Source organism: Pseudomonas sp. 7-41, from assembly GCF_021233075.1.
Taxonomy (GTDB): Bacteria; Pseudomonadota; Gammaproteobacteria; order Pseudomonadales; family Pseudomonadaceae; genus Aquipseudomonas; species Aquipseudomonas veronii.
In genome coordinates, this window is sequence record NZ_CP089551.1 from 1,726,872 (window position 1) to 1,740,161 (window position 13,290).

The window sequence follows — 13,290 nt, forward strand, 5'->3', positions numbered from 1 at the left end:
CTAGACGCGCCTCTCCCTTAAGGTAGGGCGCGAATAGACAACCGGCTGGCCAGGCACTCCTTGGCCGTCGACCCAAGACGGACGCTTATGAACCCGAATTTTCTTGATTTCGAACAGCCGATCGCTGACCTGCAAGCCAAGATCGAAGAACTGCGCCTGGTCGGCAATGACAACTCGCTGAATATCGGCGATGAAATCGCTCGCCTGCAAGACAAGAGCAGCTCGCTCACCGAAGACATCTTCGGCAAGTTGACCAGTTGGCAGATTGCGCGCCTGGCCCGCCATCCGCGCCGTCCGTACACCCTGGACTACATTCAGCACATCTTCACCGAGTTCGACGAGCTGCACGGCGACCGTCACTTCTCCGACGACGCCGCTATCGTGGGCGGTATCGCTCGCCTGGACGACCAGCCGGTGATGGTGATCGGTCACCAGAAAGGCCGTGAAGTGCGCGAGAAAGTCCGCCGTAACTTCGGCATGCCGCGTCCGGAAGGCTACCGCAAGGCTTGCCGCCTGATGGAAATGGCCGAGCGCTTCAAAATGCCGATCCTGACGTTCATCGACACCCCGGGCGCGTACCCGGGTATCGACGCCGAAGAACGCAACCAGAGCGAAGCGATCGCCTGGAACCTGCGCGTCATGTCCCGCCTGAAAACCCCGATCATTGCCACCGTGATTGGTGAAGGTGGTTCCGGCGGTGCGTTGGCCATTGGTGTCTGCGACCAACTGAACATGCTGCAATATTCGACCTACGCGGTGATCTCGCCGGAAGGTTGCGCCTCGATCCTGTGGAAAACCGCCGAGAAAGCGCCGGACGCTGCCGAAGCGATGGGCATCACCGCCGATCGCCTCAAGGGCCTGGGGATCGTGGATAAAGTCATCGCCGAACCATTGGGCGGCGCCCACCGCGACCCGGCCGCCGCTGCCGCGACCATCCGTGCCGAACTGGGTTCGCAACTGGCGATGCTCAAGAAGCTGGATACCGAAGCACTGTTGGCCCGGCGTTACGAGCGCCTGATGAGCTACGGTCTCTAAACCGCAGCCGTAAAAAATGTGGGAGGGGGCTTGCTCCCGATTGCTGAGTGTCAGTCAATGCATCTGGTGACTGACCTGCCGCAATCGGGAGCAAGCCCCCTCCCACATTTGCTTTGTGTATGCTTGGCCAACGTATTCCAGGTTTGCGGCGGTAACATCTGATGAAACCATTACTCTCCGCCAAACTCCTGCAAACCCTGGCGCCCTGGCGCAACGCTTCGGCCTGGCATATCGCTTTTTCCGGCGGGCTTGATTCCACCGTCCTGCTGCACCTCCTGGCAAATCTCGCCAAAACTGAGAAGCTTCCTACGCTCGACGCTGTTCATGTCCACCATGGCCTGCAAGCTGCGGCCGATGCCTGGCCCGCTCATTGTCAGTCGGTCTGTGACGCCCTTGGCGTGCCGTTGCGGGTGATGTGCGTGCAGGTGCGGGCTGGCGCAAGCCTGGAGCGTGCGGCCCGTGATGCGCGCTATCAGGCATTCAGTGAGGTGGTCGGGGTAGGGGAAGTGTTGCTCATCGGCCAGCACCGCGACGATCAGGCCGAAACCTTGCTGTTTCGTCTGTTGCGCGGCGCGGGGGTGCAAGGGTTGGCGGCCATGCCGATGCAGCGTGCGCTGGCGGGCGGTCATCTGCTGCGGCCGTTGCTGCGCAGTTCACGCGCGCAACTGCAGGCCTACGCCGAGGAGCACCAGTTGACGTGGATCGAAGACCCTTCCAACGCCGATCCCCGCTTTTCGCGCAATTACCTGCGCCATCGTGTATTCCCGCGCCTGACCGAGCGCTGGCCCCAGGCCGTGGCCAACCTGGCCCGCGCCGCTGAACATTTGAGCGAAGCCCAAGGTCTGTTGGACGAGTTGGCGCACATCGACCTGCAAGCCGCCGAGCAGCCTTCGCCTTTTCCGTGGCTGCCCTTGCCGTCCTTGGCCCTGGCGCCGCTGTGTGAGCTTTCCGACGCGCGTCAACGCAACGCCCTGCGCCATTGGCTGAGCCCGCTGACGCGTTTACCCGACAGCGACCACTGGGCCGGCTGGCATTCCCTGCGCGACGCCAAGCTCGATGCACAACCCCTGTGGCGCTTGGCCAACGGCGATCTGCACCGTTGCGGCGAGCGCATCTGGTGGCTGCCCTCCAGTTGGTCGGAGTTTTCCGACGCATCGGTGAGCTGGGCGCAGCCGCAAAACCCGCTAGAGTTACCGGGTAATGGCCAACTCCGGTTGATCGGTCGGGTTCCCGAGGGCGTGTTGCAGGTTCGCTATCGCCAGGGCGGCGAAATCATCGACATTCCGGGGCGCGGTCGGCGCGATTTGAAGCGTCTGCTCAACGAAAGTGGGCTGCCGGGTTTTGTCCGTGGCAGATTGCCGCTGCTGTATCGGGGCGAGCAATTGCTGGCTGTGCCCAGCCTTGCAGGGCTTTGGAAGACGTCGAATGACGGCTGGCAATTACATTGGATGCCACAGACCTGCGATCAAGGTTTGAGCTGATAGCGCCTTTCCGGTAGACTACGCTCCCTTCTTGATACAACTTCTGTGGATTCGCCTGAATCGCAGCAGTTGCCGATTACCAAGCAGTCTTTGCTGGGCGATTCCAAAAAATGTGTAGCGATCAACGTACCGGTGTTTCATTGCTGGTCTGTCACCACGCGGCGGTTTTTTTGAAAGGTGCACTGTGATTAATGCAGGTGATCGGGGGCTTCGGCCTTCCTTCGCTTTCCCCGGCGGCTCGGACCGCTTTAACGCAGACTTCTAGGGTTTTTCATGACGCGCTACATATTCGTCACGGGCGGTGTTGTTTCTTCATTGGGGAAAGGCATTGCCTCCGCTTCATTGGCGGCCATCCTGGAGGCGCGGGGACTTAAGGTCACCATGCTCAAGCTGGACCCGTACATCAACGTTGACCCGGGCACCATGAGCCCGTTCCAGCACGGTGAAGTGTTCGTCACCCACGACGGCGCCGAGACCGACCTGGACCTGGGCCACTACGAGCGGTTCATCCGCACGACCATGACCCAGAACAACAACTTCACCACCGGCCGTGTCTACGAACACGTGCTGCGCAAGGAGCGTCGTGGTGACTACCTGGGTGCAACCATCCAGGTGATCCCGCACATCACCGACGAAATCAAGCGCCGCATCATCAAGGGCGCGGGCGATGCCGACGTGGCGATGGTCGAGATCGGTGGCACCGTGGGTGACATCGAATCCCAACCGTTCCTCGAAGCCATCCGCCAGTTGCGTTTCGAAGTCGGCGCCAAGCGCGCGATGCTGATGCACCTGACACTGGTGCCCTACATCGCCACCGCCGGCGAAACCAAAACCAAGCCAACCCAGCACTCGGTCAAGGAACTGCGTTCCATCGGCCTGCAGCCGGACGTGCTGGTGTGCCGTTCCGATCACCCGATCGATATTTCCTCGCGTCGCAAGATCGCGCAGTTCACCAACGTTGAAGAGCGTGCGGTGATTGCCCTGGAAGACGCCGACACCATCTACAAGATCCCGGGCATCCTGCATTCCCAGGGCCTGGACGATTTTGTGGTCGAGCGTTTCGGCCTGCAATGCGGCGGCGCGGATCTGTCCGAGTGGGAAGCCGTGGTCGACGCCAAGCTCAACCCTGAGCACGAAGTCACCATCGCCATGGTCGGCAAGTACATGGAGCTGCTGGACGCGTACAAGTCGCTGATCGAAGCGATGAGCCACGCCGGCATCAGCAACCGTACCAAGGTCAACCTGCGCTATATCGATTCCGAAGACATCGAGAACCAAGGCACCGCGCTGCTCGAAGGCGTCGACGCGATCCTCGTTCCAGGCGGTTTCGGCCTGCGTGGCGTGGAAGGCAAGATCACCGCCGTGCAGTACGCTCGTGAGCACAAGGTGCCGTACCTGGGGATCTGCCTGGGCATGCAAGTGGCCGTTATCGAGTTCGCTCGTAACGTGCTGGGCTGGAAAGACGCCAACTCCACCGAGTTCGATCATTCCAGCGGCCACCCGGTCGTAGGCCTGATCACCGAGTGGGAAGACGCCACCGGCGCCGTTGAAACCCGTACCGAATCGTCCGACCTGGGCGGCACCATGCGCCTCGGCGCGCAAGACTGTCTGCTGGAGCCGGGTTCGCTGGTCCACGACTGCTATGGCAAGGACGTGATCGTCGAGCGTCACCGTCACCGCTACGAAGTGAACAACAACCTGCTGCCGCAGATCAAAGCAGCCGGCCTGAAAGTCTCCGGTCGCTCCGGTGACGGCAAGCTGGTCGAAGTGGTCGAGGCGCCGGATCATCCATGGTTCGTGGCCTGCCAGTTCCACCCTGAGTTCACCTCGACGCCGCGCGACGGTCACCCGTTGTTCAGCGGTTTCGTTAAAGCAGCACTGACGCAACATCAGAAGAAGGCGTGAAGCTGATGGCCCAGAAGATCATTCGCGTAGGCGACATCGAGATTGCCAACGACAAGCCCATGGTGCTGTTCGGCGGCATGAACGTGCTGGAAAGCCGCGACATGGCGATGCAGGTCTGTGAAGAGTACGTCAAGGTTACCCAGAAACTGGGTATCCCTTATGTGTTCAAGGCCAGCTTCGACAAGGCCAACCGTTCGTCCGTGACCTCCTATCGCGGCCCGGGCCTTGAAGAAGGCATGCGGATCTTCCAGGACATCAAGCAAGCCTTCGGCGTGCCGATCATCACCGACGTCCACGAGCCTGAACAGGCTGCCGTGGTCGCCGAGGTGTGCGACATCATCCAGTTGCCGGCCTTCCTGTCGCGCCAGACCGACCTCGTGGTCGCCATGGCCAAGACCGGTGCGGTGATCAATATCAAGAAAGCCCAGTTCCTCGCGCCCCAGGAAATGAAGCACATCCTGAACAAGTGCGTGGAAGCGGGTAACGACCAGTTGATCCTCTGCGAGCGCGGTTCGAGCTTCGGCTACAACAACCTCGTGGTGGACATGCTCGGTTTCGGCATCATGAAACAGTTCGAATACCCGGTGTTCTTCGACGTGACCCACGCGCTGCAAATGCCGGGTGGCCGCGCCGATTCCGCTGGCGGGCGTCGTGCCCAGGTATTGGACCTGGCCAAGGCCGGCATCAGCCAGTCCCTGGCCGGCCTGTTCCTGGAAGCCCACCCGGACCCGGACAACGCCAAATGCGACGGTCCTTGCGCCCTGCGCCTGGACAAACTGGAGCCATTCCTGGCCCAGCTCAAGCAGTTGGACGAACTGGTCAAGAGTTTTCCGACGGTAGAGACCGCGTAAGCGCCATTTCTCCGTGTAGGAGCCGAGCTTGCTCGCGATGAGGCCCGAGAGGGCACTATTACTGGCAAGTTCGTTCCAAATATTGCAATGTGCGCGACAAGTTAAATCGAGCGGTATAGAGCATTTTCGTCAACTTTGGAGTGTTTACAACAATGGCAAAAATCGTCGACATCAAAGGTCGTGAAGTTCTCGACTCCCGTGGCAACCCCACCGTCGAAGCCGACGTGCTTCTCGATAACGGCATCATCGGCAGCGCTTGCGCGCCGTCCGGTGCTTCCACAGGTTCCCGCGAAGCGCTGGAACTGCGTGATGGCGACAAGAGCCGTTACCTGGGCAAGGGTGTCCTCAAGGCGGTAGCCAACATCAACGGTCCGATTCGCGACCTGTTGCTGGGCAAAGACCCGCTGGACCAGAAAGCCCTGGACCACGCGATGATCAAACTCGACGGCACTGAAAACAAAGGCAGCCTGGGTGCCAACGCCATCCTCGCCGTGTCCCTGGCCGCCGCCAAGGCCGCCGCGCAGGACCAGGACCTGCCGCTGTACGCCCACATCGCCAACCTCAACGGCACTCCGGGTGTGTACTCGATGCCGGTGCCGATGATGAACATCATCAACGGCGGCGAGCACGCCGATAACAACGTCGACATCCAGGAATTCATGGTGCAGCCGGTTGGCGCCAAGACCTTCTCCGAAGGCCTGCGCATGGGCACCGAGATTTTCCATCACCTCAAGGCTGTGCTGAAGGCCCGTGGCCTGAGCACCGCCGTGGGTGACGAAGGTGGTTTCGCGCCGAACCTGGCGTCCAACGAAGATGCACTGAAAGTCATCTCCGAAGCCGTAGCCAACGCCGGCTACACCCTGGGCACCGACGTGACCCTGGCCCTGGACTGCGCTGCCAGCGAATTCTACGAAGACGGTAAGTACAACCTGTCCGGCGAAGGCCAGGTGTTCAACTCCGAAGGGTTTGCCGAGTACCTCAAGGGCCTGACCCAGCGCTACCCGATCATCTCGATCGAAGACGGCCTGGACGAGTCCGACTGGGACGGCTGGAAAATCCTCACCGACAAGATCGGCGAAAAAATCCAGCTGGTGGGCGACGACCTGTTCGTGACCAACACCAAGATCCTGAAAGAAGGCATCGACAAGAAGATCGCCAACTCGATCCTGATCAAGTTCAACCAGATCGGCACCCTGACCGAAACCCTGGAAGCCATCCAGATGGCCAAGGCCGCGGGCTACACCGCCGTGATCTCGCACCGCTCCGGCGAAACCGAAGACTCGACCATTGCCGACCTGGCCGTGGGCACGTCGGCGGGCCAGATCAAGACCGGCTCGCTGTGCCGTTCCGATCGCGTGTCCAAGTACAACCAATTGCTGCGTATCGAAGAGCAACTGGCGGGTAAAGCCAAGTACAACGGTCGCAGCGAGTTTCGCGGCTGATCAGTAAATGGTAAAAAGTCGGCAGATTGTGTCGGAAAAATCACGAGAGTGTGCAATTCGACGCTAATCTGATGACGATCAAGCACAAGCCTGGGTCTTCCAGGCTTCGTGCTATCCGTTGCTGCAAAAGTTTTGTATGGCGGTCTTTTTTCACTGGATACCCGATATTCGATGCGCAGTCCCAATTGGTTGTTCCTCGTCTTGCTCTTGTTGCTGGCTGGCCTGCAGTACCGCCTATGGGTGGGTAATGGCAGCTTTGCGCAGGTAAAAGACTTGACCCAGCAAATTGCCGACCAGCACGCCGAAAACGAACGCCTGCTGGAGCGCAATCGCGTTCTCGATGCCGAGGTGCTTGAGCTGAAAAAAGGCACGGAGACCGTCGAAGAGCGGGCTCGCCATGAGTTGGGCATGGTCAAGGAGGGCGAAACCCTCTACCAGTTGGCCCAATGAATCACCGTTTGCCGGCCTTCTGGGCCGTGATTCCTGCCGCGGGCATCGGTGCCCGTATGGCTGCGGACCGTCCCAAGCAGTACTTGCAACTGGGCGGGCGCACTATTCTCGAACACAGCCTTGGCTGTTTTCTCGACCACCCCTCGCTCAAGGGCCTGGTGGTCAGTCTTGCTGTTGATGACCCTTACTGGCCTCACCTCGCGTGTGCCGCTGACCCGCGTATCCAGCGGGCGGACGGTGGCTCGGAGCGTTCGGGCTCGGTACTCAATGCGTTGCTGCAGCTCAATGCCCTGGGCGCCAGCGATGATGATTGGGTCTTGGTGCATGATGCGGCGCGGCCTAACCTGAGTCGTGATGATCTCGACAAACTGCTCGCCGAACTCGCGGACGATCCGGTGGGTGGCCTGCTGGCTGTGCCGGCCCGCGATACCCTCAAGCGTGTAGACAAGCATGGTCGCGTCATCGAGACCGTTGACCGCAGCTTGATCTGGCAGGCCTACACGCCGCAGATGTTCCGCCTGGGTGCGCTGCACCGTGCACTGGCTGATAGCCTTGTGGCCGATGCGGTCATTACCGACGAAGCGTCGGCCATGGAATGGTCTGGCCAGGCGCCGCGCCTGATCGAAGGGCGCTCGGACAATATCAAGGTGACCCGGCCCGAGGACCTGGAATGGCTGCGACTACGCTGGGCCAATCGGCTGTAGGAGCGAGCTTGCTCGCGAAAAACTTGAGAGCGCCGCTTCAATCCAGATTGTCCGCGTTATCGTTGACGTTTTTCGCGAGCAAGCTCGCTCCTACATAAACGATAAACGCCATCAATGCTCAGTACCGTACTCGGGCCGTTCGGCCAACCCTGCCTTTAAATAATCCACCAGCTTCCTGACCTTCGGCGACAAATGCCGCTGCTGCGGATACAACGCCCACACCGCCGTATTCGGCGGCTGATGCGCTTCCAGTAACGACACCAGCGCGCCACTGTGCAAATGCTCGAGCACGTAATAGTCCGGTAACTGACACAAGCCCACCCCTTGCAACGCCGCGTCCAACACCGCTTGCCCACTGTTGCAGCGCCAGTTGCCCTGCACCCTTTGGGAAAATTCGCGCCCGTCCTGGGCCAGTTGCCAGATGTCCGAGCTGCCGATCAGGCAGTTGTGCCGAGTCAATTCCGACAAACTGTGCGGCCGCCCATACCGCGCCAGGTAGGACGGCGACGCGCACAAGTACATGCGGCGCGGCGCCAGGCGGCTGGCGACCATGCGCGAGTCTTGCAGGCGTCCCAGGCGAATCGCCAGGTCGAGGCCTTCGTGTACCAAGTCCAACTGACGATTGCTCAGTTCGATGTCCACCCGCAGTTGCGGGTAAAGCCCCATGAACCGCGTCACCAACGGCACGATGAATCGTTCGCCATACGCCACGGCGCAGGTCATGCGCAGCATGCCCTTGGGCTCGCTGGCGAGGTCGCCGACGGCGCGCAGGGCCTCTTCGCGGCCATCCTGCAGGCGCTGGCAGTGTTGCAGAAAGGTCTGGCCGGCTTCGGTCAGGGTCACCTTGCGCGTACTGCGATACAGCAAGCGCGTTTGCAGCCGTTCTTCCAGGCGAGCCACTTGCCGGCTGATGTGCGACGAAGACACCCCAAGGCGTTCCGCCGCCGCGGTGAATTGGCTGCATTCAGCGACGGCGACGAACTCATCGATACCTTCCCAGCGGTTTTCCAGCATGACGATTATCCCTGTACAGCAATAAAGTTTTGCTTTTGCCTGGATTATTAATCAGCGGGGCATGTTTTACACTCGCCGTCTTAGTTTTTAACTCCCAGGAGAAACCCGGATGATCAAGTCCCGCGCCGCCGTAGCCTTCGAAGCCAAGAAGCCCCTCGAGATCGTAGAAGTGGATGTCGCCATGCCCAAGGCCGGCGAAGTGCTGTTGCGCGTGGTTGCGTCCGGCGTGTGCCATACCGACGCCTACACGTTGTCGGGCGCCGACCCGGAAGGCATCTTCCCGTCGATTCTCGGCCATGAAGGCGGTGCGGTGGTTGAGGCGATCGGCGAGGGCGTGACCTCGGTTGCAGTCGGCGACCATGTGATCCCGCTCTACACCCCGGAGTGCGGCAAGTGCAAATTCTGCCTGTCGGGCAAGACCAACCTGTGCCAGGCGATTCGTGCCACCCAGGGCAAAGGCCTGATGCCCGATGGCACCACGCGTTTCTCCTACAAGGGTCAGCCGATTTTCCACTACATGGGCACCTCGACCTTTTCCGAGTACACCGTGCTGCCGGAAATTTCCGTGGCGAAGATTCCTAAAGACGCGCCGCTGGAAAAAGTCTGCCTGCTCGGCTGTGGCGTCACCACCGGTATCGGTGCGGTGATCAACACCGCCAAGGTCAAGCCCGGCGATACCGTCGCCATCTTCGGCTTGGGCGGTATCGGCCTGTCGGCGGTAATCGGCGCGGTAAAAGCCAAGGCCGGTCGCATCATCGCCATCGACATCAACCCGGCCAAGTTCGAAATCGCCAAGCAACTGGGCGCCACCGACTGCATCAACCCGAAAGACTACGATCGCCCGATCCAGGACGTGATTGTCGATTTGACTGACGGTGGCGTGGACTTTTCCTTCGAGTGCATCGGCAACGTGCAACTGATGCGCGCCGCCCTCGAGTGCTGCCACAAAGGCTGGGGCGAGTCGGTGATCATCGGCGTTGCCGGTGCCGGCCAGGAAATTTCCACCCGTCCATTCCAGCTGGTGACCGGCCGCGTCTGGCGCGGTTCGGCCTTTGGCGGCGTGCGTGGTCGCAGCGAGCTGCCCAGCTACGTGGAAATGGCCCAGAACGGCGAGATCCCGTTGGACACCTTCATCACCCATACCATGGGCCTGGAAGACATCAACAAAGCGTTTGATCTGATGCATGAAGGCAAGAGCATTCGTACCGTCATTCACTTCTGAGGTCGGCCATGAGTCTGGAAAACCTGTCGTGCCAGAAGAGCTTCGGCGGCTGGCATAAACGCTACAAGCATCATTCCGAGGTGCTCGGTTGCGACATGACCTTCGCCGTCTACCTGCCGCCGCAAGCGGAGCAGGGCGGCAAGCTGCCAGTGGTGTACTGGCTGTCCGGGTTGACCTGCACCGATGAAAACTTCATGCAGAAAGCCGGCGCCCAGCGCATGGCGGCCGAACTGGGGCTGATCATTGTTGCGCCGGACACCAGCCCGCGTGGTCCTGGGGTGCCGGGCGATCCGGACAACGCCTGGGATTTCGGCCTGGGGGCCGGTTTCTATCTGAATGCCACCCAGGAACCCTGGGCCAAGCACTATCGGATGCATGACTACGTGGTGCAGGAATTGCCGGCGTTGGTTGAGGCGCATTTCCCGGCTTCGCAGAAGCGCGGTATCAGCGGCCACTCCATGGGCGGCCACGGTGCGCTGGTATGTGCATTGCGCAACCCCGGGCGTTACCTATCGGTGTCGGCGTTTTCGCCGATCAACAACCCGATGGATTGCCCATGGGGCCAGAAAGCCTTCTCCCGTTACCTGGGCGAAGAGCGCTCGAAGTGGCGCGAGTGGGACGCTTGCGTGCTGATCAGCGAAGCCGCGGAAAAGCTGCCGTTGCTGGTGGACCAGGGCGACCGCGACGACTTCCTCGCGGTGCAGCTCAAGCCCGAAGCCCTGCAGCAAGCGGCGAAAGCGGCCAACCATCCGCTCGAACTGCGCCTGCAACCGGGCTACGACCACAGCTACTTCTTTATCGCCAGCTTCATCGAAGATCATTTGCGACATCATGGCCGTGCTTTGCTCGGTTAATATGCGACAAAAGTAGGTAGAATCACGCCCTGAATTAAATCGGGGCGTTTTTTTATGCGTATTGGCCACGGCTACGATGTGCACCGTTTCGCTGAAGGCGATTTCATCACCCTGGGCGGTGTGCGGATCGCGCACCACCATGGGTTGCTGGCTCATTCCGACGGCGATGTCCTGCTGCACGCGTTGAGCGACGCCTTGCTCGGCGCCGCGGCGCTCGGCGATATCGGCAAGCACTTTCCGGACACCGACCCGACCTTCAAGGGCGCGGACAGCCGGGTATTGCTGCGCCATGTGGTCGGCCTGATCCACGCCAATGGCTGGAAGGTCGGCAACGTCGATAACACCATCGTGGCCCAGGCGCCGAAAATGGCCCCCCACATCGAGTCGATGCGCGTGCTGATCGCGGCGGATCTGCACATTGAATTGGATCAAGTGAACGTGAAAGCCACCACCACCGAAAAGCTCGGGTTTACCGGTCGCGAAGAGGGCATCGCGGTACATTCCGTCGCTTTGTTGCTGCGCGCATGAACGACTTGCAACTGCTGGGCCCACGGGCCTATGGCGAGGCCTTGGGCAGCGCCGTGCTGAAGGCTACCGCGGAAGATTTCCAGGTCGACGAAGTGCTCGATATCCCGCTGAGCGGTGAGGGTGAGCACCTGTGGCTGTGGGTGGAAAAGCGTGGCCTCAACACCGAAGAAGCCGCGCGCCGGATCGCCAAGGCCGCCGGCGTGCCGTTGCGCACCGTCAGCTATGCCGGGCTCAAGGATCGCCAGGCGTTGACCCGCCAGTGGTTCAGTGTGCAACTGCCGGGCAAGGCCGATCCGGACCTGAGCGGCGCGGAAAACGACACCCTCAAGATCCTCAAGACCGGCCGCCACAAGCGCAAGCTGCAACGCGGTGCTCATTCGGCCAACGGTTTTACCTTGCGCCTGACGCAACTGGCGGGGGATCACGCGGCCATCGATGCGCGCTTGCAACTGATCGCCCAGCACGGCATTCCCAATTATTTCGGCACCCAGCGCTTTGGCCACAACGGCGGCAATGTGGTGGATGCGCGTGAGTGGGCGGCCCGCAAGGCCTTGCCGGAGCAGCGCAACGTGCGTTCGCGGTTGCTGTCGACGGCGCGCAGTTACCTCTTCAACAAAGTGTTGGCGGCCCGTGTCGCGGACGGTTCCTGGCAGCGTGCGCAGGTCGGCGATCTGCTGGCCTTCACCGACAGCCGCAGTTTTTTCCCGGCGGGGGAGGCTGAATGCAGCGACCCGCGCCTGGCGATCCTCGATCTGCACCCCACCGGACCGCAGTGGGGCGAAGGCGATTCGCCAGCCAGCGGTGCAACCCAGGCGCTGGAGCAGGCGGTTGCCGCCAGTGAGGCCGACCTGCGCGATTGGCTGGTGAATGCCGGCATGAGCCAGGAACGTCGCATTCTGCGACTGCCCATTGGCGGGTTGACGTGGCATTATCCCGGGCCTGACATTCTGCAATTGGAATTCGTCCTGCCGGCCGGATGCTTCGCCACTGTCTTGGTGCGCGAGCTTGTTGATCTGGTGCCGGTGGGGCAGACGGACAGCCCATGCGTATTCTGATATCAAATGACGACGGTGCCACCGCACCCGGCCTCGCCGCGCTTCATGCTGCGCTGGCGGATTACGCCGAGTGCGTGGTGGTTGCCCCCGACCAGGACAAGAGCGGCGCCAGCAGTTCGCTGACGCTCGACCGTCCGCTGCACGTGCACGTTCTGGCCAATGGCTATATCAGCGTGAACGGCACCCCCACCGACTGCGTACACCTGGCGATCAACAGTTTGTTGGATCAGGAGCCGGACCTGGTGGTGTCGGGCATCAACCTCGGCGCCAACCTGGGGGATGACGTGCTGTATTCCGGCACGGTGGCGGCGGCCCTGGAAGGGCGTTTCCTGGGGCGGACCTCGTTTGCCTTTTCGTTGACCTCGCGTCAATTGGACAACCTGCCGACGGCCGCGCATTTCGCGCGCAAGCTGGTGGAGGCCCACGGTTCCCTCGATCTGCCGCCCCGGACGGTGCTTAACGTCAATATCCCCAACTTGCCCCTCGAGCATATTCGCGGTATCCAGCTCACGCGCCTGGGCCATCGCGCCCGCGCAGCGGCGCCGTTGAAGGTGGTCGACCCGCGTGGCAAGGAAGGTTATTGGATCGCCGCTGCGGGCGATGCCGAAGACGGTGGGCCGGGCACTGACTTTCATGCGGTGATGCAAGGCTATGTATCGATTACCCCGTTGCAGCTCGATCGCACCTTCAGTGATGCCTTCAGTAGTCTCGATGGCTGGCTGGAGGACTTGCGCTGATGGCTCGTGAAC

The 13,290-nt window shown here is 61.2% G+C and carries 13 protein-coding genes; 12 read left to right on the top strand and 1 reads right to left on the bottom strand.

Annotated features, from left to right (window positions below; all coding sequences use genetic code 11):
* The first annotated feature begins 87 nt into the window (after positions 1-87).
* The 7 genes from LQ249_RS07720 to ispD all read left to right on the top strand — a co-directional run bounded on the left by LQ249_RS07720 (position 88) and on the right by ispD (position 7,868).
* The gene (locus LQ249_RS07720) at positions 88-1,035 is read left to right on the top strand and encodes an acetyl-CoA carboxylase carboxyltransferase subunit alpha (RefSeq protein WP_017844753.1); all 948 of its coding nucleotides are present in this window, start codon (positions 88-90) and stop codon (positions 1,033-1,035) included.
* Between the two features lie 161 nt (positions 1,036-1,196).
* The gene (gene tilS, locus LQ249_RS07725; RefSeq protein WP_232566339.1) at positions 1,197-2,516 is read left to right on the top strand and encodes a tRNA lysidine(34) synthetase TilS; all 1,320 of its coding nucleotides are present in this window, start codon (positions 1,197-1,199) and stop codon (positions 2,514-2,516) included.
* 273 nt (positions 2,517-2,789) lie between these two features.
* Positions 2,790-4,421, top strand: a complete 1,632-nt coding sequence (locus LQ249_RS07730; RefSeq protein WP_026139768.1) for a CTP synthase — start codon at positions 2,790-2,792, stop codon at positions 4,419-4,421.
* 5 nt (positions 4,422-4,426) lie between these two features.
* Positions 4,427-5,272 (top strand): 3-deoxy-8-phosphooctulonate synthase, encoded by an 846-nt coding sequence (gene kdsA, locus LQ249_RS07735; RefSeq protein WP_010563535.1) that lies wholly within the window; start codon positions 4,427-4,429, stop codon positions 5,270-5,272.
* 152 nt (positions 5,273-5,424) lie between these two features.
* Positions 5,425-6,714 carry a phosphopyruvate hydratase gene (gene eno, locus LQ249_RS07740; RefSeq protein WP_017844757.1) on the top strand — a complete coding sequence of 430 codons (1,290 nt, stop codon included), beginning with the start codon at positions 5,425-5,427 and terminating at the stop codon, positions 6,712-6,714.
* Positions 6,715-6,885: 171 nt separating this feature from the next.
* Positions 6,886-7,164 carry a cell division protein FtsB gene (ftsB, locus tag LQ249_RS07745; protein WP_003172294.1) on the top strand — a complete coding sequence of 93 codons (279 nt, stop codon included), beginning with the start codon at positions 6,886-6,888 and terminating at the stop codon, positions 7,162-7,164.
* A complete protein-coding gene (gene ispD, locus LQ249_RS07750; RefSeq protein ID WP_017844759.1) occupies positions 7,161-7,868 on the top strand; it encodes a 2-C-methyl-D-erythritol 4-phosphate cytidylyltransferase in 708 nt (235 codons plus the stop codon). Before ftsB ends, ispD begins: the two co-directional genes overlap by 4 nt.
* Positions 7,869-7,979: 111 nt before the next feature.
* Here the strand turns inward: ispD and LQ249_RS07755 are convergent, their stop codons facing one another.
* Complete coding sequence (locus LQ249_RS07755; protein WP_046384458.1) at positions 7,980-8,882, bottom strand: LysR substrate-binding domain-containing protein; 903 nt, start codon at positions 8,880-8,882, stop codon at positions 7,980-7,982.
* A 109-nt stretch (positions 8,883-8,991) separates the two neighbouring features.
* Between LQ249_RS07755 and LQ249_RS07760 the strand changes: the two genes are divergently transcribed.
* The 5 genes from LQ249_RS07760 to surE are packed head-to-tail and all read left to right on the top strand — an operon-like array spanning position 8,992 to position 13,278.
* A complete protein-coding gene (locus tag LQ249_RS07760) occupies positions 8,992-10,104 on the top strand; it encodes an S-(hydroxymethyl)glutathione dehydrogenase/class III alcohol dehydrogenase (RefSeq protein ID WP_057004721.1) in 1,113 nt (370 codons plus the stop codon).
* An 8-nt stretch (positions 10,105-10,112) separates the two neighbouring features.
* Complete coding sequence (fghA, locus tag LQ249_RS07765) at positions 10,113-10,958, top strand: S-formylglutathione hydrolase (RefSeq protein WP_017844762.1); 846 nt, start codon at positions 10,113-10,115, stop codon at positions 10,956-10,958.
* A 54-nt stretch (positions 10,959-11,012) separates the two neighbouring features.
* Entirely contained in the window at positions 11,013-11,486 is a 474-nt protein-coding gene (gene ispF / locus LQ249_RS07770; protein WP_108525966.1) for a 2-C-methyl-D-erythritol 2,4-cyclodiphosphate synthase, read from the top strand.
* Positions 11,483-12,541: a tRNA pseudouridine(13) synthase TruD gene (truD, locus tag LQ249_RS07775; RefSeq protein WP_046384456.1), complete on the top strand. Its 1,059-nt coding sequence runs from the start codon at positions 11,483-11,485 to the stop codon at positions 12,539-12,541. The genes ispF and truD overlap by 4 nt, the downstream gene beginning before the upstream one ends.
* Positions 12,529-13,278, top strand: a complete 750-nt coding sequence (gene surE / locus LQ249_RS07780) for a 5'/3'-nucleotidase SurE (protein ID WP_017844765.1) — start codon at positions 12,529-12,531, stop codon at positions 13,276-13,278. The genes truD and surE overlap by 13 nt, the downstream gene beginning before the upstream one ends.
* Positions 13,279-13,290 lie beyond the last annotated feature (12 nt).